The sequence below is a fragment of the Paenibacillus sp. 05T425 genome (genome assembly GCF_056396205.1).
The window spans coordinates 692,139-716,711 of record NZ_JBFTLA010000006.1; the positions used below are offsets into that span (position 1 = coordinate 692,139).

Below are 24,573 nucleotides of genomic sequence, written 5' to 3' on the forward strand. Positions count from 1 at the left end.
ATTTTAGACTTATTTTAGAATTGGTTTATGAATGGTTAACGGTTAACGATTACAATGGGATGGAAAGGAGTTATGCCACATGTTGATTCGAACCAAATTGCTTTTATCCTATATAGCGATGATTGTCGTACCCGTTGTGTTGATTGGCGTTACGGCCGCGCTAGCCTATGGAGCTTACATGCGAGACTTAACGCCTGGCTCGGTTGAAGAAACGTCGCAGCAGCGTTCAATTCCGTTCATTGCGCTGCGCGACCTGTTCGGTGGACGCAATGAACTCGCCTCCGGCTTGCGGTTTATCGCGAAGCATGATCCTCGCCTGTTCAGCGAACCCGCATTTATTAAGGAGACGGAATCCGAGCTTGCGAAAGTCGATGCGGGTATCCTGCTGCTCTCCGGTGATTCGCACGTGAACTATATCTCCCCCGGGTTATCGGAAGCTGACATTGTGGCACAACTGAATAAAGGGAGCAAACAATATCAGACAGCAATCCGTCACCCTGGCCCGTCTAGCKGCGGATTCAATCACAGCTTGGACCGCATTTCGTACATAGACCCAAGTGGTGAATCCGGCACACTTGTCATCGTATCGGATATGGAGCCGGTAGCCCGCTTCTTCCGAAGGTTTATGCCAACCGTTCTGATCACGCTGTTTGGGGCGCTTGTGCTGACCAACGGCGTCTTGACGTATTTTGTCTCGCGCAGCTTTATCAAGCCGCTTTACGCGCTTAAGGCAGCAGCAGGACAAATCCGTGAAGGCCATTTGGACCGACCGGTTCATCTGCGGCGGCAGGATGAGATCGGGCAGCTCGGCCTTGCATTCGAAGAGATGCGCATCCGCCTGAAGGATTCCATTGGCGATCAGGTGCAGTTGGAGACGAATCGCAAGGAGCTGCTAGCGAACATCTCCCATGATTTGAAAACACCAATTACGGCGATCCAAGGCTGCGTTGAATGTCTGCAGGATGGAATCGCGGACTCGGAGGAGAAGCGGCAGAAGTACGTTACGATGATTGCAAATAAAACAACCGACATGAACCGGATGATCGAAGAGCTGCTTCTATACTCCACGCTGGATATAGGGAAACTGCCATTCCACTTCGTAACAATGGACATTGCGGCATTCTTGCAGCAAATTGTATACGAGCTGCGGCATAACCCCCGCATGAGCGGCGTTGATGTTTCTTACAGCAGAAGTTCGAGTAGCGTTGGGAGCAGCAATGAACATCTGCTCATTCAAGCAGATCGAGAGAAGCTGCATCGCGCGATGCTCAACATTGTTGATAACAGCCTCAAACATATGGTAATTCAACCGGGGATGCTTCATTTTGAACTCACAAATGACTCAAGCGGAGCTGTCACGATCCGAGTGACAGATAACGGGTCAGGCATTCCTGAAGCTGCGCTCCCCTATGTGTTCGATCAATTTTTCCGAGCGGAGACGGCGCGCCGTTCGGAAGCAGGCAGCAGCGGTTTAGGGCTCGCCATCGTGAAGCAAATTGTTGAAGGTCACGGCGGTTCGGTTATCGCGCTTAGCACGCCAATCGCGGGAACGTCGATTGTGATGACGTTTCCGGCTCTGCAATCCGCATCAACTAAGAAAGGAGTCCAGCTATGAAACGGATATTGATTGTCGAGGATGATCCGGTTATTGCCGAAGTGCAGAAGGACTATCTAGATGCGAGCGGCTTCATATCGGATATAGCTAGCGAGGGCGAGATCGGCCTTAAGATGGCGCTTCAGCATCCATACGATCTCATTCTGCTGGACTTGATGCTCCCAGGTACGGACGGCTACGAAATTTGCCGGCGTGTGCGGGAAGCGAGCAACGTGCCCATACTGATCGTCTCGGCAAAGAATGAGGAAATTGATAAAATTCGCGGCTTTGGGCTCGGAGCCGATGACTACATCTTGAAACCATTCGGGCTTGGCGAGCTTGTCGCCAGGGTGAAAGCTCATCTTGCACGTTACGACCGGCTCGTGGGAAGCGGCGAATGGCGCAGGGACGAACTTCAGCTCCACGGTATACGCATCGATCGGCAATCGCGCAGAGTATTCGTGAACGATGTTGAAGTTCCTTTTACGGCCAAAGAATTCGAGCTGCTCCTCTTCCTCATGACGAATCCGAACCGGGTATTCCGCAAAGAGGAATTATTCGAACGGCTATGGGGCATGGACGCGCTCGGTGATTATGCAACCGTTACGGTACATATCAGCAAGCTTCGGGAGAAGATTGAACGCGACCCTTCCAGGCCGCAATACGTCGAGACGATATGGGGTATCGGCTATCGATTCAATCTCTAATTCAGCAGCACTTCAGGAGGTTCTATCACGCATGAAGAAACTAAACGCAAAACAAAGAAAAATACTGTTGCTGCTCCATCTTATATTTGCCTCCATCATGCTGGGAGGCCAAGCGACATTCATCATTCTGGCTCTAACGGCTTCCGTAACTGACACAGCTTCCGTGCTGCAGGCCTGTTACACCATTATGCATCTACTTGCTGATTCAAGCGTTCGAGCTTCTACGATCGGCACAACCGTAACCGGCATTCTCTTATCGGTCCTTACATCTTGGGGATTATTCCGCTACTATTGGCTCATAACCAAACAACTGCTAACGCTCTTGTCGATCGGAATTGGCTTGATCGGGATCTACGAATGGACGTTGAAGGGCGTTATGCTAACCGAGACTTCGGGAATTCATGCATGGGCTGAGCCTGGTTTTACAGTGAATCACACCTGGTTATGGATCGGGATAGCGATACAAACCCTTTCATTGCTTGCGATGTTTATTCTATCGGTATGGAAACCTGGCGGTAAGCGCAAGTAGCAGCTCAGTAAACAAGCCCCCGATCGCCACCTCGGAGATCGGGGGCTTGTCGCATCACTTATTCAATATACAATTTTGAAAGTTGCGTCCCGCTTCTCCACCGTCGTCGAGATCGGATCAAGTCGCACTCTGTGACCGCGACGATCGTCGGGTGCTTCGCATTGAGCGGTTGATTGTAGTCCCGCTTATTGAACCTTTTGCTAAGCTAGGATAACGGCCACAGCAATCTCGATTAAAAAATAAAATACCACGTCCAGCGGACGTGGTATTCTCACACCTTAGCTATGAGCTTACCCAAAAAGATAGGACAGTTCATCTGCATATAAGATGACTACTGCAATAGAAATCACGAGGTTCAATAAAGCCGGTATCATTTTTCCAATCGCATGTTTAACTCTAAGATGCGAGAGTAACGCGAAGAGCATCTTAATGCCTATCATTATTGCTGCCCATGCGGCAATCTCCGGGTACCAGTAGCCGATAATGATTCCTACACATCCAATAATTTGAACGTAACCCGTAATGACGCGAAACCATTGAGGAAGTTTAATTGAATCAAACAGTTCGACCTGATGAGCAGCTCCTGCAAGCTTGCTCCCGCCAAAAAAAGCCATGGAGAAAAGCAGCCAACTTTGAAGAACGATGGTTAGTATATGCACCGAATCAACACCCTTTTTCGTCTGTTATGATCCGACACCAATCAGTGTCCTAATTCATAATATAACACCATATGGTGTCCTGTAAAGATGTATTTGATGCAAAATTTATCCATCGGTCGATTTGGATTCAATCAGATTTGAACAATCGTGTAGCTGTGGCCAGCTTCGGCCGTGAACGCGATCACTCCTTCTTCTACCTTCTCCCAATCTGCGACTTCAACCGCAATCGGCACTGAGGTGCGCACTCGGCAGCATCCAGATTGTGAAGCTCGGATAGCCGCGCTTTGAAGCTTCCCGTCTGCCCAGGCTAGATCGAGTTCGTAGCCGCCGCGGGCGCGGATGCCGATTATCCGGCCGGATGGCCAAGCCTTCGGCAGCGCAGGCAGCAAATGCAGTTCGCCGGCATGGCTCTGCATGAGCAATTCGGCAATGCCCGCCGAAGCCGCGAAGTTGGCTTCGATTGTGAGCGGATAGAACGTAATTTTTGGATGGCGGTGCGCATTGAACAGGTTCGGGAATGGATTTCCCAGCAGCTTCGTCAAATAGGAGTGCGCCATTTCCGCATCCTCTAGGCGCGCATATATGCTAATATTCCACGAATAGCACCAGCCGATTGTATCCTCGCCTTCGTACACGCGGCGGCGATCGAGGCTGACACGGGCGGCTTTAGCCAGTTCTGGCGTACCGCGAACCGTAATCTGATTTCCCGGATGCAACGGGTACAGATGGGCGGTATGTCGATGGCCCGGCTCCGCTTCGTCGAAGTCGCGATACCACTCCTGCAATTGACCGTGCCGACCGATACGCAGCGGTAGCAGCCGCAACAAAGCAGACTGAAGCGATTGACTGAACTCAGCATCCGTTCCCAAAATACGCGCAGCCTCGATACAGTTCGTGAACAGCTCGCGCATAAGAGCGATATCCATCGTTGAACTCATACTTACCGCTGCCCGTTGTCCATCTGGCGTTAGGAATGTATTCTCCGGAGAGGTCGACGGTACCGACACGAGATTGCCTTCACCATCCGACACCAAGTAGTCGAGGCAGAACAGCGCCGCTTCTCTCATAATTGGATATGCCTTGTCCTGTAGGAAGTTCTGATCGCCGCCGTATGCGTAGTGCTCCCACAAATGCTGGCACAGCCATACGCCGCCCATCGGCCAGTAAGCCCAGCTTGCCGAGCCTTGGGAAGGACTCGTATTGCGCCACAAATCGACGTTGTGATGCGAAGCCCAGCCCCGACAACTATAGTAAGCCTCTGCCATACGCGCTCCGGCGATTCGCAGATCTTCCAGCAAATCGAATAGCGGTTCATGAAACTCCGCAAGATTGCACACCTCAGCCGGCCAATAGTTCATCTGAGTATTGATATTTGTCGTATAGTTGCAAGACCATGGCGGCTTCGTCATGTTATTCCAAATGCCCTGCAGCGTCGTCGCCTGCGTCCCCGGACGGGAAGCGCTTATCATCAGATATCGGCCGAACTGGAAAAACAGCTCAACGAGCCGCTCGTCCGCTTGGCCGGCCCGTACTGCCGCAATCCGTTCGTCGGTCGGGATGTCATCGCGGAATGGCGAATCAAGCTCCAGTGTCACGCGATCGAAGTAAGGCGTGATGTCAGCTATATGGCGTTCACGCAGCTCGGCGTAGCTCAGCTTCGCCGCATCGTTCAGCCATGCATCGCAACGCGGCCGAGGGTCCAGCCCTTCTAGTGCGGGATCATGATCGAAACCATTAAAGCTGGTCGCAGCGGTTAGCAGCAGCGTTACCGCATCCGCCCCTTTTACGACAAGCCTTCCTCCATGCGTCTCGACAATACCACCCTCAGGGAGTGCCTGAAGATGAATCTGAAACCGGATTCCTTTATTTTCCTCGTAAACGACCGTATCTTCCGATTGCTCTTTCTCGTGATCCAGCTGGCTTGGCGCTGCGCCAGTCAGAATAATGCGATCGTTTCCGGATTTATTTACACCGTAATTAAGACGGCTGGTTAGCGCCGCCTCCAGTCCGATTGCCCCTGGTCGATCGGCTTCGATTCGCACGACCATCACCTGATCGACTGCCGACACGAACACCTCCCGTGTTACGCGCATGCCGCCTGATACATATTCCGTCCGGAACAGTCCCGTGCGAAGATCAAGCTCGCACCGGTATTTTTCCGCTGTGGAGGGATGGCTCATCTCCAGTTCCAGATCGCCCATAGCCTGGAACGCATGGCCCGCCGGCCCCAGCATATGCTCTTCGATCACCGCTTGAGCATCGCTGAAGCGGCCTGCGAAGATAAGACTGCGGCTCTCCTCCAAATACCGCAACGGCTCCTCGCGCTCCGCGCCCCGCTTCGTGCCAGACCACAGCGTGTCCTCGTTGAGCGCAATCCGCTCGCGCTTGATGCCGCCATAGATCATGCCGCCCAAGCGGCCGTTACCGACCGGCAGCGCCTCGACCCATTCATCAGCCGGCTTGCGGTACCACAGCTTCATAGGTTTGCCGCCTGTATTGTCTTTCATTGGTTCAGCTCCCCTGTTGTTGTATTTGATCAACCATTCGTGCTTTACCCATTAACGGCAGCCAAAATTCGGACATCCAGCGCGGCAAGCGCCAGACTGCCTTCGTACGTCGTGCCGCTTAGCAAGTCGACATAGGCGTCCTCACCTAGCTGAACTTCCGCCGCAGCTTCGTTATGATTTAACAAGAACAGGAAAGCTTTGCCGTCTTTGACTCGAACGGACACTTCTACGCCGGAAGGCGTATCCAGCAATGGCCGTATACCGCATTTGTCACACAAATAACCGATCAGTCCGCTAAGCATGGACGGCTCCGGCGAGGTCGCTACGTACCATGCCTCGCCTAATCCGCGTCGGTTGCGCGTAAGCGCAGGGAAGCCTTGGTAGAAGTCGCGTTCGAATACGGCGAACGGCTCTGCTCCTTCGGAATGAACGACATCGCACAGCACGCCGCAATCGTACGCGCCTTCCAGCTCTCCAAGCTGCGCTGTCATGACGACTCGATTTCTTTGATGCGCCATCGGCGCGTCGATCTCCTCCACCCATATGCCAAGCAGCTCGCGAAGCTCGCCCGGATAACCGCCAGGCGTAACCAGATCCGACTCGCCTACGATACCGCTGAACGTCGTGGACACAAGCGTGCCGCCCTGCTCTACGAAATGCTCCAACCGTGCTGCATAGCCCGGATGGAGCAAATACAGAACCGGTGCAACCACAATGTCGTAATCAGCCAGATCGGCTTCCACGCCGATCATATCAACCGGAATATTCCGGCTGTAGAAGGCCTCATAATACTTCTCAACTTCCTTGACATAGCGCAGATCCACGGTAAGCCCGCTGGAATGCTCTATCGCCCACCAGTTATCCCAGTCGAACACGATCGCCGCCCGCGCATCTGATCGCGCGCCAAGCAAAGTATCGCCTAGCTGCTGAAGATCGCTGCCGATCTGGGCGCATTCCCGGAAGACTCGAGTGTTCTCATGGCCGGCATGATCGATCAGGGCTCCGTGGAACTTCTCGAATGCGCCGAGCGAGCGCCGCAGCTGGAAGTACATAACCGCATCGGCGCCGCGGGCGATTGCATGATAACTCCATAGACGGTTTACGCCGGGACGCTTCAGCGCATTGCGAGGACGCCAGTTAAGCTGGGTAGGGCACGATTCCATCAGCATGAACGGGTCTCCCCCTTTCAAGCCGCGCATCAAGTCATAGCGCATCGCCACTTGGCTCGGGGTCATATCGTCTGCGGGATACATATCGAGCGCAACGACATCCAGTTCCTTTGCCCACTTGAAGTAATCAAGCGGCTTATAGGTCCCGTTGCTTTGAAAGTTCGTAGTCACTACCGCATCCGGAGTTACGTCCTTGATGGCGTCACGCTCCAGCTTGTAGCATGCTAGAATGGAATCCGAATTAAAGCGGTCATAGTCGAGCGAGATGCCTTGGAAGGCGGTATCATCCGGATTGCTCGAGCTTATGTGCTCGCTGAGCGCGCTCGGCAGCACGATTTCGTTCCAAGCGTAGAACGTATGGCCCCAGAACCTTGTATACCAGGCGCGGTTCAGCTCCTGGAGTGTGCCGTAACGATCTTGCAGCCAAACGCGAAACGCCTTCTCGCAGTTGTCGCAATAACATCTCAAACCGTATTCATTATTGACATGCCATAGCAGCAATGCAGGATGATCGTTGTAGCGCTCCGCGAGCTTGCGCGCCATCCGCTCCGAATAGAGCCGGAAAGTCGGGCTGTTCGGGCAAGAATTATGCCTGCGCCCGAACTTGCGCTTGCGGCCGTCATATTCAACCAAAGTGACATCTGGATAGCGCGTCGCCATCCATGCTGGATGAGCTGCCGTCGACGTGCCAAGGCAAACCTTGATCCCTTGTTCATGAAGCAAATCCATCATCTCGTCCAGCCAGTCGAAGCAGTACGTGTTCTCATCCGGCTGATTAAGCGCCCACGAGAATACGTTGATCGTGGCAATATCAACGCCGGCGATCTGGAACATCCGCATATCCTCATCCCATATCTCGCGCGGCCATTGCTCCGGGTTATAGTCTCCTCCGTACAATATTTTCGGCAAGTTGTCCGTAAACATCAGCTGTTCGCCCTCATGCCTTCAAGCAACTTCTTAATTTCCATCACGCTGCGGCGCGGACTCGACAGAACAGGCTTGCCGATCCGATCCGCAAGCTGCGCTTCCATGCGCGCCATCGAGCCCTGTGCAAGCACGAGCGCATCGGCGTGCTCCGCGACTCGGATCGCGGTCTCCATAAGGATGCGATCATGCTCATCGGGGCGGCCGCTAACGAGAGCGTCATAGGCTCCCGCAGCAAGGCCGTCGATCAACCGCACCGACTTGCCGCGCAACTTCGCTTGCTGCTGCAACAGCCGCATCGTCGGCTGTAGAGTCGTTGGCAGCGTCGCCAATACGCCGATTGCGCCGTACGACTCTACCGCCTCCACGGCCATGCTCTCATCGATTTTGACAAGCGGAATGTTGAAAAAAGGCCTTGCATCAGTAGCAACTTCGCCAACGGAAGAGCAAGTATTGAGAATAATCGACGCGCCCAGGTCGGCGCCGTTCTGATAATATTGCATTAGACGCCGCTTCACGCCTGGAGTCACTTCTCCCTCGCGCACAACCTCGGCGATCAAACTGTCATCGATAATGTTGACAAGCCTAACGCCCGGCAGCAGCTCATCGAATTGCTTCTTGAGCGGTTCAGCTAGCCCTTGGCCTGTATATACCGCAACGACTGTATCCATTTCCTAGTTCCCCCTTAGTAAATGCAAGGTAAGCGCTGTCTTTTCTATTCATTGTAGTCATTGACCTGCCACAATACAGCGTTCAATATTAATGAAATTGCTTTAAATTATGGACCAACTACTACTGGATTAGCGCAAAAGAGGGAGACCCGGCGCCGCAAATCCTTGATCGGCATCGTCAAGCACCAGTACCCAGTCGGTGCCCGGCGCGCTCGCCGCTGGAGGAACGAACTCATGCGTTCCCTCGTTGTCCATCTCGCCGACGAATTCACTTTCGCCTGTTCGCGGATTGAACCACCAAATCGCGGCCCGTTTCCCAGAGAATTGACCCAGCCGCAAAGTGATCGCCCGGCCCGTATAGGTGTACGCCATCATGTAGCTTCTACCCAGGTTCACGAATAAACGATCGTAACGGTATCCCGGATCGCCGCAAATCGCCTTCTCGTCAGGCGTCCGCTCATCAAAAGGCCTTGATAGAATCAGATGTTTCAAATGGACCATCTGCTTCGCGCCGTCATCATTGAGCGCATCGGTCCAACTCCGCGTGCATCCGTACGCCCCGACGCCCCGATCCTCTGTATGAAACTGCATGACCGCATTATGTCCATAAGTATGTCCGAACGCGCCTGCGAACACCGCCCAATAGGCATAACGCCTCACATCATCCGCCTTCCATCTTGGAGCGTCCAGATTATGCAAGCCATGTGGAATATCCTCGTATGAAGGCTCGCCATCTATCGTCGGCTTCGCCGGCACTTTGGCCCAATCCGTATTCACAAAACGCCAGTTGTCTTCACCGACTAACGTGTCCGGATTGGTCTCCTCCATCTGGTCATAGCTGCGATGCCCCGACTGGAACATATTAAAGTCGAGCCAATCTTCGTTATGGAACCACTTCGACGATTGTGTCCGTCCGTATGGATGGAACGTCATCAGGTGCTCCGGAGCAGCCTTGCGTAACGCTCGGCCCATCTTGAGCCATACATCCGTATTGTCACTTCCGCGGATATCGCCACCGTTCAGCCAGATCACGTTCGGACGATCCTTGTAGCGGTTGCCGAGCCAATCGCCGTAACGCTCCGCTGTCTCGGCATCGGTCCGATAATACTCCACAACGCTGCCCCATACGGGGACAAGCGCGACRTACAGCCCTTCGCGCTCCGCCATGCCAATCACCTCGTCGGCAAATGACCAATAGCTTGTATACTCAGCCGATTGTTCCGCATCGGGCTMGTCCAGATCGAGATCCCGGAACGGCGTTCTCCCGTAAGCGTTTGGAGTAGTCAGATCATGCACAAGCATAATCTGGATGACGTTGTACCCCTTGTTTTTCCGGTCATGCAGATAGGTTAGAGCCTCTTCCCTCGTCGTCCGCTTTAGAAGCAGCCATGCCGTGTCTCCAAGCCAAAAAAACGGAGTGCCGTCAGCATGCTGCAAATATCGTCCGTTCTCCGAAACAATAAGTTTTCCATTATCCCAAGGCATTGCATTACTCATTCCTATTCCCTCCCGTTTCATTGCATACAAACAAAAGCTTGACGCGCAATTACGCTCAAGCTCTCACTTCATGCCTAATGCATTTTGTAGTGTTGCCGGTATTCGCTCGGCGTGACGCCGCAATATTTTTTGAAAACGCTGAAGAAGTGTCGGACGCTTTCGTACCCGACTTGCTCGGATATGCGATGCAAGGAATCATCTGAATCGCCTAATATCAATACCTTCGCTTTCTTAATGCGATAAAGATGCAAATAATGGATCAGAGTCAGTCCTGTCTCCTTCCGAAAGAGCGAGCTGATATAATTCGGATGCAAGTATACATGCTCGGCAATTTGATCGAGTGAAATATTTTCCCTATAATGCGTTTCGATATGCCGAATAATTTTTTTGACGTTTCTGGACATTTGATCGTAGTCGACGCCCGGGACAGAGTCCTCCCAATCTGACGAAGCTTGAGAGGAATCCTCATCATCGCCGCCCAGCAGCTCAAGCGACAAATTCGACATCACATCGTAAAGCTCTGTCTTATTGATCGGCTTCAACAGATAATCGATCACTTTGCAGCGTATCGCTTGATGCAGATAGGTGGGATCATCGTATCCGGTCAAAATGATAAAGCGGTTGCACAATCCTCGCTCGCGCACTTTTCGAATCAGTTCCAGCCCGTTCATCTCCGGCATCTGAATATCCGTAATAAGCAAATCGGGACGGAAGTTCTCCAGCTTCTCAAGCGCATCGAATCCATCATGCGCACTGACGATCTCCGAGCATGGGGTCTGCCCTTTCTCAATGATATTAATCAGCCCCTTCAGCATGAAGGGCTCGTCATCTACGATCATCAGGTTAAGCATGCTAAACCCCTCCTTGAACTTTGAGCTTTAGTGTGAACATCGTGCCTTCCCCCGCCTGGCTTTCTACCATAAGAGCCGAGTGATCGCCATAAAAGATACGGATGCGTTCGCTGACATTGTATAGCCCTTGACCTGAATTCTCCTTCTGCAGCTCTTGCCGGTCGAGCACGTTGCCGAGTACGCCGCGAATGACATCAAGGCGTTCTGGCGGTATGCCCGGACCATTATCGGCTATTACAATGATCAACGCATCGTTCTCCCGTTTGACGACAATATCGATTCGGCCGTTTCTGCGGCTGCGTCCAACGCCATGATGAATGCAATTTTCCACCAATGGCTGCAAAATAAACCGAGGACAGCTTACATGTTCGATAGGAGTTAATACTTCAATCGAGTAGTGGAATCTATCCAGCAAGCGCAGCTTATGCATATCCAAGTAATGCTGGACATTCGTTAGTTCATGCTGCAGCATCGTCTCGTTGTCTTTGGAAGTTAGCGTATAACGCAACAGCTTGCCGAACGTGAACGTCGCGTCAACGACCTCCTGATCGTCATTGATTTCCGCCAGCATACGAATCGATTCCAGCGTATTGTACAAAAAGTGAGGCTTGATTTGCGCTTGAAGCACGAGGTAATCAGCCTCCTTCTTCATCAGCTCGGCCTTATGGACATTAGTCAGCAGTTCATCGATTCGGCGAATAAGAGAATTATAGGATCGGGTTAGGAAATCGATCTCGTCTCGGGAGCCGCCTCCCTCGTAATAAGTCAATTTGTTCTCGTCGACCTTTCGCATATGCTTCGCCAATCCAAGAATACGCCTGACAATCGTGGAGGCTGTCGCATAATAAATGCCTGTAAGGATAAGAAGCGATAAGAGCAGCGAGATCCCGAGAAAAACGGCTTTCTTGCGAATATCGACAAACACATCGTCCATCTGGCTGTAGAAGTAGAAGCTTGTCGACAGCTCCGGCACGGAAAGTGAATTCACGAGCAGCTTCTGACTGCGCTTATAGGCGAAGCCTTTTCCGCTCTCTTCTGCAAGCGCTTGCAACTCGATTGTTTGCTCATCGCTCAAATCATACCCGTCGCGGTAAACAGTCTCACCGTTATAAATGATCTGTACATGTATATTTTGATCGACATCGATCGCTTTCAATAAATTTCTGACCAAGGAATCGTCGACAATGATCTCCATTGCGGCTAATGACTGCGTATAGCTGTTATTAAAGATTCGCTGGTAATAGCTTAAGTACGGGAGCCCTGCGCCTTCTTTGCTGGCGGGATACGAAGCGTTCAACCATACGCCTTTATCCACATTTACAGCGTTCAACAGCTCGATTGCTTTCGCATCAATCCGGCTCAAATCCTCCAGCTCACCGGCAACCGATTGAACGGATTGGTGGTTCTTGTACAATTTAATGGACGCAACTTCCTTATTGCCCGTTATCGCATAAACATAAATCGGCCGGATATCTTTTAGATAGGTGTACACCTGATTGAGCTCCGATGGATACATTCCGCCAAGGTAGTCGATTAGCTGCTGATTATACTGAAACTGCGAATGGATAGACTCGATTTGCTTCAGTCTCGCCCGAAATCCTTCACCCGCTTGCACGACCAGCTCCTGCTTGCCTTCCGAGAACTCGGAAATGACATCCATATAGAATTGATTGTACAAGTAGACGCCAAACACAAGAATCGGCAGCAGCACTAGCATGAGATAACCTAATGCCATTTTCTGAACAATACGCATCGTTTTCATCGCATCGGCCTTTCTTCGCATTAGGCATCCTGCATGAAAGCATTTCATCCATGTTTGTTATTTCATACGATCTATACAATCATATCATTATACTGAAAATTCCATCAATATGTCTTGGTGTCTACAGCCCCGCCGGCGGCATATAACCGAACGGGACCATACAGGCCGCCAGCCGCGAACGCCGTCTCCCAATGCTCAGGCATTGTATTCGGCTGCCAGTAAGACACCTTCGGATTCGTGGATCCTCCGACATTGCTAGAAGGGCGGCCGACTTCATAATGGGTACCCAGCGTGTTCGTCACCCGAATACGAAGATGATGTGTTCCCGGGCCGACATCAAGCTTGAACCGATACGGGCCCCATGCGCGCACACCGAGCGGCCTTCCGTTCAGCCATACCTCGGCCGTGCCGCGAACATGCCCCAGCTCAAGCACCGCGCCATTGTCTTCTTTCCATTCGGCCATCGATTCATATTCGACAACGCCGCTATGATGCGGCAAACCCAGCGCAGATCTCCAATCGCCAAGTTTGCCTTCTACCTTCGCCACCTCGAACCGGATCGGCGCAAGCAGGACGTCCGTTTCCGTGCTCATATCGCTTGGCACGATGCGAAGCGCAGCCACTGTCCCCGCCGGCTGCGGATCGAAGCCGGCTTGGCCGTCACGCATTAGCTGCCTCTGGCCGTCTATCCAGCATTCACATTCGCCCGCGCTGACGACCTGAAGCGCCGTGGCACCCGCCGGTAGCGGAAAGCGCAGCCAAATCGGCTTTCCAGGCTGAGACGCATCGCGAACGAACGGCAGCGGCTGGGACTTTGGCTTGGCATCCGGCATAAGCCAGTCGATATTCGGCAGCGGATGCGTGCGGCCGGGAAGCCACATCGTCTCCGTCTCGGCGAACTGCAGCACCGCTTCATGAAGCACCTCTGAGCGCTGTCCCTGTTCATTCAACCACGATGGGCCGGTGCAGAACATTTGGCTGCTTCCATCCACACGCTCGATCACGCCGTCCACCATTGCCACGCCTTCACCCTCCGGCATGACAAGCTCGATGGTATTGTCGCCGCCCTGCCAATACGGGGTCAGATCAATCTCTTCTTGACCTTGCCGAATATACGGATTGAAATCGCCGTGCTCGGTCATAGGTTTGCCGTTCACATAGAGCGCCACGCGCTCCTTCGCGCAGAAGATGACGCGTACGCGACTGACGTCAATGCTCTCCTGCTCAGGTATCGTATACGACAGCCGGGTTTTCAGATTGGGGCTCGGGGAATAAATCCACTTCGGTAGCTGCTCCTGTTCTTCCGCGCACACTGTAATCCCAATACGGATCATCCCTTCGGCCAGCGCCTCCGCACGCAACAGCAGCGAATTGGCTCCGGCCTTCAGGTTCACGGAAGCAATCTGCTCCTCCGGACCTCCATTCCATACGATCCGTTCTCCATTCACCCACAGACCTATTGCCGCATTGCTTTCCGTGCGCACCCAGTAAGTCCCGGCCTCCGGGGCTGCCACATTCGTCCTCGCCCATACCTTATCGCCAAGACCCGCCATTCCCAAATTCAAAAATTTGCGCGGAACTCGGCCCATCCGGCCGGCCCATGTCTTAAACGACAGGTCCCCCAGCGTGTTGCTATAGACGACAGGCCATACGCTGCCTTCTTCAAACCTCTGATCCCGGGACGCTTCCCAGTATGCAGCCTCGCTCCACAGCCGCTTCATCCATTCCGAATCGTCAAGGACGCTCGCATGCCAGTTAGCGGCAACGCCGTCCGCTTCGCTCTCCTCTCGCGCAACTAGCAGCTCGCGGCGCTCGATCGGCGCAAAAGCCGTTTGACCGCCATGCAGATCAAAATCGCCATATCGGTTATCTAGCGTCGGTACAGCTAATACCTTCCATTCGTTAAGCTCGGCCACCGAATCTTGCTCGGCCCGAAGGACGGGTACTTCCGCCGGCTGCGCCAGACCGTCTAACGCGAGCGGGGATGTGCTGAACACGTCAGCCTCTACATGATTCCACGGGCATACGACGAATGCCGCCGGCCAGCTGTCGAACGTCACCTCCAGCGTGACCCACTCACCGTCCCTGCTATAGGATAGCGGGTAGACCCGCCCGCTCACAGGATCCCAAAGCTGCGGATGCCCAGCGGTGCGAAGCCGATAACGCGCGCTCCGCGGCGGCCGCGTCGTCTCGCTCGAAGGTTCGTGCATCGGAAGCAGCTCTCCCGCTTCCGGCAGCAACAAAAAAATATCTGCGTCCTCTGTTCTGCGCATAAGCGGCATATTCGGTCCTTCGGCCCTTCCCTGCATCCTCGATTTAAGAAGCTCTAATGCTTCGCCGGAAGAGCTGACATACATAGCCCCCTCCAGCACCGGATCATCCTCACCGCAATGTACGGCGATAACCAAACCGCCGGCTGCGATCCAGGAATTCACCTTCGCCAAAGCAGCATCATCCATAATGGTGGTGCCGCACAATAGCAATGCAGAGAACGATTCCTCGCCGATTCGAAGCCTGCCGTCCGACAGCTCCGCAATCTCCAAAGCGGAATCGTCCGTCACGTCAAAGTCGATGCTGGCGGAGCGAAGCGCACCCGGTTTGTTGCGCTCCTTGCGATTCCAGCGGCCCGTCAACGATTGGTAAACCTCTTGCACATGTGCAAGACGCTCATGCGGCATCCTATTGGCGACGAGCATCGGATGGTCTAATGGTCCTCCATCGGACAGCGACATCCAGCCGCATGCCGCATGCGAAGGATAATGAACCGCGACATCGGCGACATGCGTTCCTTGCGTTAACAGCCAGCATGCGCGGCTGACCGTATCGGCGAACACGCCGTAATGCTCATAATACGGCTGGCGCCAGCCTGTGTCGGGCGGCGCCCACTCCCACCAACCGCCGCGCGTGCTGTAGTAGACGGAGTGAGGACTGTAAAGCGTCACGCCAGCCTGCAGCCAAGGCACCAGCCAGTGCATCGTCTCCTCCAGCGTTCCGCCCCAGCCGCTCGTATGGAACGACTCCAGAAACACGCGTTTGCCCCCGTGCAAATGAACCATTGAAGCATGCGGCTTGATCTCGCCGTCCATATCGCTGCCGGCCGCATTATACCAGCGATGCGTGCGCATGTAATCCAGGTAAAGCCGTTGCGCGCCGTGGAGTTCGACGCGGCGCGCAGGGCCGGCCTGGTCGCAGCATTGCAGCATATTATAGCGCTTATGCCATTCATATTGCAGCTTGAACACCGCTTCCTCCGCCAGCTCGGTCGACAGCTCATACACGCGCCTGCGGACGAGCGAAGCTCCCTCCGTATCCTCGAACAGAGCCGGCAATGCTGCGATCAAGTTCTCTCCATGGCGCTTCGCATACAACTCAGGTAGGCCATCGGTCCATAACGGCATCGAAGGAAGCTCATCCTGGAAGCTGCCGGCGATCGTTCGGCCCAGATCATTCGGAAAACGCCGCTCGAACTCCCCATAAATTCGGTCATACAGTTGCTCTGTCGCGCGCTTGTCGAGCCAGTTGAACCCTTGCCTAATGGTTATATAAAGGTAGTCGCCAGTTTCTATTAACAACTCCGCGCCTTCCGGCAGCTCCTCGCCATGCTTAAGCCTGCGAAGCTGGTAGCCGGCCAATTCCGGCTGCTCCGCGACAAGATGCGCGGGGAAGTTCGTTCCCGAAAAGCCGATTTGGTCATAGAAGAAAATGCGCATGCCCAGTCTCTCCGCTTCACGCAGAGCCACCTCGAACATAGACCACCAGCGCTCGCTAAAGTATGGCGGATCATCCGCAACGCTTCCGTATTGCGGACCAGTCGGCGCAATATTGATGATGCCGATATTGCGCAGGCCTCCGCTGCGAAATTTCTGCAATTGCCAGCGTACGCGATCCGCCGTTATTTCCTCCGCACTCCACCACCAGAATGGCACAGGACCGAAATCCGGATCCGGAGAAGCAAACTTCTCTCGCAGATTGTTGAAATTCATGTAAGTTTCCTCCTGGAATTTGAGCTTGATAGGGGATAACCGCCGCAGCCGGCGAACTTGGCCGCAGCTAAGAGCGGAGCCTGCGGTTATAGATGACGCAATAGCCGAAATGCATAAGCATTTCGGCCACGCTTATGTTCATCCACTTTTGTGGGGTTTACATCAAGGTACGATTAAAAGTTTTTCTGATATTCCTTGTACTTCGCAGTAGCCCAGTCTTCCAGCTTCGCCAGTCCAAGGCTTTCGGCTTTCTTCAGCAATGCTTCGTATTCCGCTTTTGCTTCTTCTTCGGAAGCAGCCATATAAATTTTCAGTTCCTCGGTCGTGACCATGTTCTGAATTTGAGCTTCAATCGTTTGCTCCTCTGTATCCGGTTCAGTCGAAACGAGACCGAGTGCCGGGTTGAACTCAAGCACCTCCCTGGCAGCCAGACCCCATTGCGTCATTTGTGATTCAGGGGCATAGCGCTGCAATGCTTCGTTAACGCCGCTGCTGCCGATCAGGCCCCACCAAACGACACCCATTTGCGTTTGAACTTCCGTATTGTTGAAGTCATATTTCATAACCGGATATTTCTCTGCTTCATTCCATTCCCAATCTTCGCCTTCAAGCCCGTAAAGTCCGAGCTTTTGACCTTCTTCGCTGTACATGTATTGCAGGAATTTAATTGCTGCTTCCGCATTTTTGTTGTTTTTCGTAATGTACATGCCTGCCCAGCCGGAACCGCCCATCGGAATACCCGCTTGATCGCTAAGCAGCTTCGTCACTTGCGTCATTTCGAATGGCTTTCCAAGCTCTTTTAATTGCGGGTTCGTGGAATCCGCGTTGCCGGCGCCGTGAGCAAAGGCTTGACCGTTTAATACGTATTGATCGTCTTGCTGCGCATCCTTGAAGGTGAAGTTCTCGGCGATCATGAAGCCTTCACGGTACAGACGGTTCATGTATAGGTAGTAATTTAAGTAGTTCTCGTCTTTCAGGTAGAAACGCGCAGCACCGTCGATGTCCACGAAGCCTTTGCTTTTCTTCAGACCGTAATTGATGCGCAGATTTTGGCCGATTTGATCTTTATCCCAAACGAGCGGCACCATATCCGGATACTTCGTTTTCACTTGACCCAAAATCGAAAGGAAATCATCCAGGTTGTTGAGCGCCGGGTTGCCAAGCTCCTCCATAATATCTTTGCGCAAAGTCATGCCGTTCGCGCCTGGTATCGCCTTCGGATTATCTTTCCACTCTTGCTCCGTGGAGAAAGCATTGCGCACCGTATAGAAGTTGCCGTCGGGCATCATGTTGACGCCAATACGTTCTTGACTGATTTTGAAATCAGGAGCATACTTCTCGATCAATTCGTTCAACGGATAGGAAACATCGCTATCCGCCATACGCGTCAGATCGGTAGCCGTATACACCAAATCAGGCAAGTCGCCTGAGGCGATCAAAAGCGGAAGCTGCTTGTCATCGGCGGCAACCTGGATGTTCAGCTTAACGCCGGTTTTCTTAGTGATTTCTTCCGGCACTTTGCCGGTCCAGTCTTTCAGCGGCCACCATGACATATTGACGAATAAGTCAAGCTCTACGATCTCTTTCTCTGCAGGCGCATCGGTTGCCGCACTCGCATCGGTCGGCTCCACGCTGTTCTCTGTCGGTGCGTTGGTAGCCTCGTTGTTGCCTTTATTGCCGCCGGAACAGGCCGTCAGCAACAGCATCAATGCAAGCGTTATCAAACCTGTCGATTTAAAAACCTTACCCATTGAAATTGCCTCCTTTTTTATGTTGCCGCATTGCTTATATGAGAAAACGGAATAAAACTTCTGTCACTTCCGCTTTATTCCGCGATCCACCAACGTTATACGCATGTTGTCCAACCGCTGCTGCTTAACCTTTTACAGAGCCTATCATAATTCCTTGCACAAAATACTTTTGTAAAAAAGGATAGACGAGAAGGATCGGTATAACCGCGATAACCATTGCCGTGACCTGTATCGAGAAGGTTGTTACGCCAGTAACGGCTGCAGCCCGTTCCGCGGAAGCCATGTCGACCGGAATCATGCCTTGATTGATTACCTCCATCATACGGTAGGTTAAAGTTCGCAGCGAATCTTTATTGACGAAGTAGGCCGAGTCCATCCAAGAGTTCCATTGGCCTACGCCTATGAACAATCCCATTGCCGCAATCAATGGTTTGGATACCGGTATGATCATTTTGATGAAAATGGTTAAATCTGAAGCCCCGTCTATTCGTGCCGATTCCTCCATCTCCGCCGGTATTTCACGGAAGAACGAGACCGCAATAATGAGGAAGAAGATCGTCACCGAACCCGGTACAATATAGACCCAAAAGGTATTGAGCAATCCTAAGCTGCGCAGTACAACGTAGTATGGGATAAGTCCGCCCGACGTGTACATGGCAATGATGAAAAACGAGAAGTAGAACTTATGAAACACTAGATTGCGATACGCTAGACCATACGCTGTCAAACACGTAAAGAAGATCGTTACAGCCGCTCCGACAACTGTCCTTAGCCCTGAGACACCAAAGGAAATTAGCCACTTCGGATCGCTCAGAAACTTCGCGTAATTGTTAAAGGTAAAATCCCTCGGCCAAAAATAGATGCCGCCTAGCGAAGTGTCAAGCCCGTTATTGAACGAAACAATGAGCAAGTAGTAAAAGGGGTACATCGTAGCCAGCGCTATGATGATAAGCAAACTAATATTTACCGTATCCACGATGCGGTCCTCGACGGTTCTGCGATGCATAATGGACTCCTTTCCGCTGTTAGAACAAGCCGTTTTTCGTTATTTTTTTGGACAAGAAGTTGCTTCCGAATACAAGGATGATCGCGATAATCGACTGAAGCAAGTCAATTGCCGTCGCATAGGCGTATCGGCCCTGAGCCAAGCCCATCTTAAACGCATACGTTTGCAAAATCTCCGAGCGTTCGTTATTCATCGCGTTACCGAGCAAGTACGATTGCTCGAAGTTGGATCCAACTAGACCACCGCCGAGCAGGCTTCCGACTGCCAGAATGAGTACGACTACGATCGTGCCGCGGATGCCAGGCAAAGTGATATGCCAGATACGGCGCAATCGACCGGCGCCATCCATCTCGGCCGCATCATACAGCGTCGGACTGAGTCCGCTGATCGCTGCGAGGAATATAATGGCCCACCAGCCTGCCTCTTTCCACATGGCCGTCGAAACGGCTAGTCCCCAGAAATAATTTTTACTAGACAGGAAAGGAAGCGACTTGTCAATAATGCCTATTCCCTTTAAGAAATCGTTTACGATTCCAGCATTGCTTGACAAGAAGATAACGAGCAACCCGGAAACCACGATCCACGAAATAAAATGAGGAAAGTAGCTGACGGTCTGAGCGAAACGCTTGAAGAGCTGATGCCGTACCTCGTTAAACATAATGGCCAATAAAATCGGCATCGGGAAGGTAAAGAACAACTTCAAAAGACTGATTGCCAGCGTATTCGTTACAAGAAGCTTGAAATTGTAAGCGCCGACAAATTCTTCGAAATATTTGAGCCCTACCCAATCGCTGGTAAAGATCCCTTTAATGCCGCTCGATATGGAATAATCTTTAAACGCCATCAAAATGCCGAACATCGGCAAATAATGGAAGACGAAGACGATCAGCATTCCCGTTAACACGAACACATGCGCATATTTCTGTTTTATAATTTCACGCCAGATGGATCGTTTTACCGCTGGGAGCTGCTGCGTCCGTTGTAATGTGCTTATCTTCGTTTGCTGTTCCAAGCTTTCCTCATTCCTCCCTCTTCCCTTAGGCTCAAGCTGCCGTTTGGAGAATATGACTAAATTGTATAGTCGATAGCATGACATGAATAGTGTTGAAAACTTAAAATGCAGCGATCAATTTTAAGGTTTTTGAAAGCGCAATCATTATCAAAACCAAGAAGTGATTATTCTTAACTTATTTGCTTAATATTTAGATGTAAATGATTACAAAAGCAGATCGCCAGTATCGAAGGGAGTTCCTTCAATACTGGCGATCATGTTCATATCGTCACACTTCAACAGTCACTTTTTGCCGGCAAAATGTAAAGCTTCCTGATTCCGTCTCAAAAATAATATAGTCCTTTTCGTCATGCCGTTTCCTGATTCCTGTCGGCAATGCCTCATTCTCCTCTTGCCCGCAGACGGTTCGAGGTACGTATACGATCCCCTTAGCATTGGGCGGTATCGTTATGTTCATCGAGGGCTTACCCTCCTCGTCTCTCTCCCAGCGCACTCTCGCATAACCCGGACGCAGCTGCTGCCATGCTTCAGCCCATTTCATGTCCTCCGGCATATAAGGCTTAATCATGATGTTGTAACGATCCGTTTCCGTATCATAGCGGTAATCCATGCCCGCCAAACCTTGATACAGCCATTCCTCCAGATGTCCCAGCATGAAGTGGTTTTGCGACTTTCCGACTGTCGGGCCGTCCCAGGCTTCGGTAAGCGTCGTGGCCCCATGCTCGATTTGATACCCGTAGCTTGGCTTATCCGTAATTTGCGACATACGGTAAATGACATCCGATCTGCCGGCCCGGCTAAGAGCAAGCAGCAGATAACGATAGCCTACATCGCCGGCTGTCGTCTGGTAGCCGCGTTCGGCAATTTGCCGCACGAGCTTCTCGATTAGCACACCGTAATACTGCTTCGGGGCAAGTCCAATCACGATCGGCATAGCAAGCGCGGTATCACTTCCCGTTGCGTAGCTGGTTGCTTGTTCGTCCCAGTATTTCAGATGAAACGCCGATTGGATGGATGCGCTTAATTGCTCATACTGCTGCACATCCGCTTGCTCGTTCAGCAATGCCGCTATTTTTCGCATGACGACGGACAGGCCGTAATAGATCGCTGTTTCCGTGAATGGAACAGGCGTATTTTGCGAATATCCAGGCCCTGCCGGACCGATGTCATACCAGTCGCCAAGCCCTTCCGTTATGATGTATCCGTCCGACTTCTCGGTGAGATACGACATATATCGTTTCATGCCTGCATAGTGTTTCCGAATCAAATTCATGTTGCCGTATCGCTGCACGACTTCCCATGCGGTTAATATATACGTTCCGCCCCAAGCCGTAGCGTCGCGGAATATTCGCAGGGTATCGTCGAACACGACATACTMCGGCGCCGTCGTCGGCACCATGCCGTCCCGTAATTGGGCATCAGAGATGTCTTGAAGCACCTTCCGCAGCATCGCCTCCACATCGTAATTGAACATAATCGAAGGTCCCATCAGATGAACCTGCTCCAGCCAGCCAAGCTTTTCCCGATGCGGGCAATCCGTGAATACGCTCTTCGTATTGCTTAGAATCGCCCCATTGATGATTTCGTGGATCCGATTAAGCAGCGGATTGGAGCACTTGAATCCGCCTGCGGTTTCCAGCTCAGGGTACAGCATCTGCCCTTCGATACCATGCAGCACCGGCAAGGAAGATTGTGCTCCAGCGGTGAACGCTTCAGGAACTGCTCCTTCGATCATCACGTAGCGGAAGCCGGTATACGTGAATTTTGGACGCCATTCCTCTATGCCCTTGCCGTTTAATGTATAACAGAACTCGCTCGGAGACCCTGTCCACTTCTGATTGACCAAGCCCTCTTCCGTCAGCAGCTCCGCACAAGTCAATACAACCCTCGAGCCAGCAGCCCCGCTGACGCTAATCTTCGGCCAACCCGAGAAGTTTTGACCTAGATCCGCCACGTATATTCCGGGCTTCGGATTCATGATGGACTTGGTGCCGAATGTGCGCATCACCTTAACCGGCGGGGCCGATGCCGCCGTAAGTTTGCCGGAAGGGCCCTCGATCTCTACGGCAGGACGCCACGAAGCAGCTTTCTCATCTTCTCTTGTTGCGTCGTACTCTTCGCCCCCATATATGCAATTGAAGAGCAACGGGCTTTCTCCGGCTTGCCAATTGCTGTCGGTACCGATCGTTTCGCGCGTACCGTTGGCATATTCAATAACGATATCGGCCAAGCATGTAGGCGTACCGTAAGAATTCTTAAACTTCGTATATTTGCCGCCCGGCACGTGGTAGAAGCCGTTGCCCAGCTCAATATGAACGATATGCTCACCGTACCCCAGCTGCGACGTAATGTCATAAGTCGTATACAGAACCGTCTTATCATAGTCCGTCCAGCCGGGATCAAGCTCATGATCGCCAACCTTCTCGCCGTTCAGCCGCAATTCATAATGGCCAAGCCCGCTAATATACACTCTCGCGCGCGTGACCTCATGCCTAGCATCGAAACGGCGACGGAAGCGGAACGCTCGTTTCGATTCCTTCTTCGCGTCAGGATGCGCGATCCACTTTCCTTGCCAGCCAGCGCTGTTCAGCTGTCCCATTTCCCACCAAGCTGCCACGCTGTTATAAAACGTGCCCTGTTCATCTTGGATGGTAACCTTCCAATAATACCGCTGCCTTGGCTGCAGCGGGACGCCGGAATAAAGAATGGCCGTATGATCGCAGCTAGCGACGAATCCGCTGTCCCATGTATCCGCATTTCCCTCCAGCAGTCGCTCATAGCTTGTTGCAACCTGAATCCGATAAGCCTTTTGGCGAAACCCCGGCGGCAATTGATCAAGAAACGACCAGCTGAGACGGGGAGTCGTCTCATCAAGGCCGATCGGACGAGGCCTGCCTTCCGCCCGCAGCGAACCGATCGCGATCGGCAAGGACGTCGCGACCGCAATCGTGCGGAACTCGGGAAAGACATTGCATGTCGCGTCGCCTTCCATCGGACGCCTGCATGCTGTATAGAAGTGATACAATATCCCGTTATGCGTAATAACCGACGGTTTATGGGCAAAAACGGAATCGATCATATTGCTTTCGCCAATCGTAATAATCGGCTCTTCATATTTGCGCCAGTCCAGCAAATTATCCGAGAGCGCAATCCCTTCCTGAGCCGCTTTATAGTTAAAGCCAAAATAAAACATCGCCCAGCGAGCGCCGTCCCGCAGCACGCAAGGATCGCTGACGAACCCGCTGTCCCATGCGTCCGGCGTCACTTGAACAACCGGATTTTGCTCATGCCGCGTCCATTGTACAAGATCCTTCGAAGTCGCTAGGCCAGTCTGCTCGATCCAACGGCCTTCATCTTTATCCTTCGCATTGTAAAACAAATAAAAAGTGCCTTCATGCTCCACCAAACATTCTTTATACAGCCCGCCTTTCTCCCATTCCCCGCCATCCTCAGGCACGAGAATCGGATTCTCCAGGCGATTCCAGCTTCTCAGGCTTTCATCTTCTGTCCAGGCAAGCCCGATTTTGGCAGATCCTGCTTCATAACCGTCACCCGGATAGGAATGATAGGCCAACCAGTACTTGCCGTTCCATTTCTTCAGATGGCCTGGACCATGCAAATCATTGTCGCGCAACATCCATGTACCGGCAATATTGCGCGAATCCCAGGCGTTTCCTTCCTCATCTCTAGTCAATATCGTCGACAGATGCTGCCAATTCAACAGGTCGTCGCTTGTAGCGAGTGCCGTCTGATATCCCTTTCCATCAAAGCCGACATACATCATGTAAAAAAGGTCATTGTGCCTGAATACGAACGGGCAATCTACCGCGCGGCTGTCAAATGCGCCTTCCGCACCTGATCCGACTAGCACGGGCTTCTTCCATTTGTACGGTGTCAAACAAGTGGCGATATCCATTATGCATGACCTGCCTCATCCTATTTTTACTGGTA

General features: G+C 52.3%; 15 protein-coding genes. 3 read left to right on the forward strand and 12 right to left on the reverse strand.

The window, feature by feature from the left end; genetic code table 11:
• Positions 1 to 79 precede the first annotated feature (79 nt).
• Genes AC1DF0_RS17155 through AC1DF0_RS17165 form a run of 3 tightly spaced genes read left to right on the forward strand, consistent with a single transcriptional unit; the run spans position 80 to position 2,830 of the window.
• Positions 80 to 1,615, forward strand: a complete 1,536-nt coding sequence (locus tag AC1DF0_RS17155; RefSeq protein ID WP_477574741.1) for a sensor histidine kinase — start codon at positions 80 to 82, stop codon at positions 1,613 to 1,615.
• Positions 1,612 to 2,301: a response regulator transcription factor gene (locus AC1DF0_RS17160; protein ID WP_442052123.1), complete on the forward strand. Its 690-nt coding sequence runs from the start codon at positions 1,612 to 1,614 to the stop codon at positions 2,299 to 2,301. Before AC1DF0_RS17155 ends, AC1DF0_RS17160 begins: the two co-directional genes overlap by 4 nt.
• 31 nt (positions 2,302 to 2,332) lie before the next feature.
• Positions 2,333 to 2,830 (forward strand): hypothetical protein, encoded by a 498-nt coding sequence (locus tag AC1DF0_RS17165; protein WP_477574742.1) that lies wholly within the window; start codon positions 2,333 to 2,335, stop codon positions 2,828 to 2,830.
• 290 nt (positions 2,831 to 3,120) lie between these two features.
• On the opposite strand, the gene AC1DF0_RS17170 is transcribed toward AC1DF0_RS17165, so the two are convergent.
• The 12 genes from AC1DF0_RS17170 to AC1DF0_RS17225 all read right to left on the reverse strand — a co-directional run bounded on the left by AC1DF0_RS17170 (position 3,121) and on the right by AC1DF0_RS17225 (position 24,538).
• Positions 3,121 to 3,489, reverse strand: coding sequence for a DoxX family protein (locus tag AC1DF0_RS17170; protein ID WP_477574743.1), 369 nt, complete (start codon positions 3,487 to 3,489; stop codon positions 3,121 to 3,123).
• 131 nt (positions 3,490 to 3,620) lie between these two features.
• Complete coding sequence (locus tag AC1DF0_RS17175) at positions 3,621 to 5,996, reverse strand: glycoside hydrolase family 95 protein (protein ID WP_477574744.1); 2,376 nt, start codon at positions 5,994 to 5,996, stop codon at positions 3,621 to 3,623.
• A 44-nt stretch (positions 5,997 to 6,040) separates the two neighbouring features.
• Positions 6,041 to 8,089, reverse strand: a complete 2,049-nt coding sequence (locus tag AC1DF0_RS17180) for a beta-galactosidase (protein ID WP_477574745.1) — start codon at positions 8,087 to 8,089, stop codon at positions 6,041 to 6,043.
• A complete protein-coding gene (locus tag AC1DF0_RS17185) occupies positions 8,089 to 8,760 on the reverse strand; it encodes an aspartate/glutamate racemase family protein (RefSeq protein WP_442052118.1) in 672 nt (223 codons plus the stop codon). Before AC1DF0_RS17185 ends, AC1DF0_RS17180 begins: the two co-directional genes overlap by 1 nt.
• A gap of 129 nt (positions 8,761 to 8,889) precedes the next feature.
• On the reverse strand, positions 8,890 to 10,257 hold the full coding sequence (locus AC1DF0_RS17190) for a glycoside hydrolase family 140 protein (protein WP_477574746.1): 1,368 nt from the start codon (positions 10,255 to 10,257) through the stop codon (positions 8,890 to 8,892).
• Positions 10,258 to 10,331: 74 nt separating this feature from the next.
• Positions 10,332 to 11,108: a response regulator transcription factor gene (locus AC1DF0_RS17195; protein WP_442052116.1), complete on the reverse strand. Its 777-nt coding sequence runs from the start codon at positions 11,106 to 11,108 to the stop codon at positions 10,332 to 10,334.
• Between the two features lies 1 nt (position 11,109).
• Positions 11,110 to 12,891 (reverse strand): sensor histidine kinase, encoded by a 1,782-nt coding sequence (locus AC1DF0_RS17200; protein ID WP_477574747.1) that lies wholly within the window; start codon positions 12,889 to 12,891, stop codon positions 11,110 to 11,112.
• Positions 12,892 to 12,974: 83 nt separating this feature from the next.
• On the reverse strand, positions 12,975 to 16,853 hold the full coding sequence (locus AC1DF0_RS17205) for a hypothetical protein (protein ID WP_477574748.1): 3,879 nt from the start codon (positions 16,851 to 16,853) through the stop codon (positions 12,975 to 12,977).
• Between the two features lie 173 nt (positions 16,854 to 17,026).
• Positions 17,027 to 18,604, reverse strand: a complete 1,578-nt coding sequence (locus AC1DF0_RS17210) for an extracellular solute-binding protein (RefSeq protein ID WP_477574749.1) — start codon at positions 18,602 to 18,604, stop codon at positions 17,027 to 17,029.
• Between the two features lie 124 nt (positions 18,605 to 18,728).
• The gene (locus AC1DF0_RS17215) at positions 18,729 to 19,610 is read right to left on the reverse strand and encodes a carbohydrate ABC transporter permease (RefSeq protein ID WP_442052112.1); all 882 of its coding nucleotides are present in this window, start codon (positions 19,608 to 19,610) and stop codon (positions 18,729 to 18,731) included.
• A gap of 19 nt (positions 19,611 to 19,629) precedes the next feature.
• On the reverse strand, positions 19,630 to 20,622 hold the full coding sequence (locus AC1DF0_RS17220; protein WP_442052111.1) for an ABC transporter permease: 993 nt from the start codon (positions 20,620 to 20,622) through the stop codon (positions 19,630 to 19,632).
• Between the two features lie 268 nt (positions 20,623 to 20,890).
• Positions 20,891 to 24,538, reverse strand: coding sequence for a family 78 glycoside hydrolase catalytic domain (locus AC1DF0_RS17225; RefSeq protein WP_477574750.1), 3,648 nt, complete (start codon positions 24,536 to 24,538; stop codon positions 20,891 to 20,893).
• Positions 24,539 to 24,573: the final 35 nt, after the last annotated feature.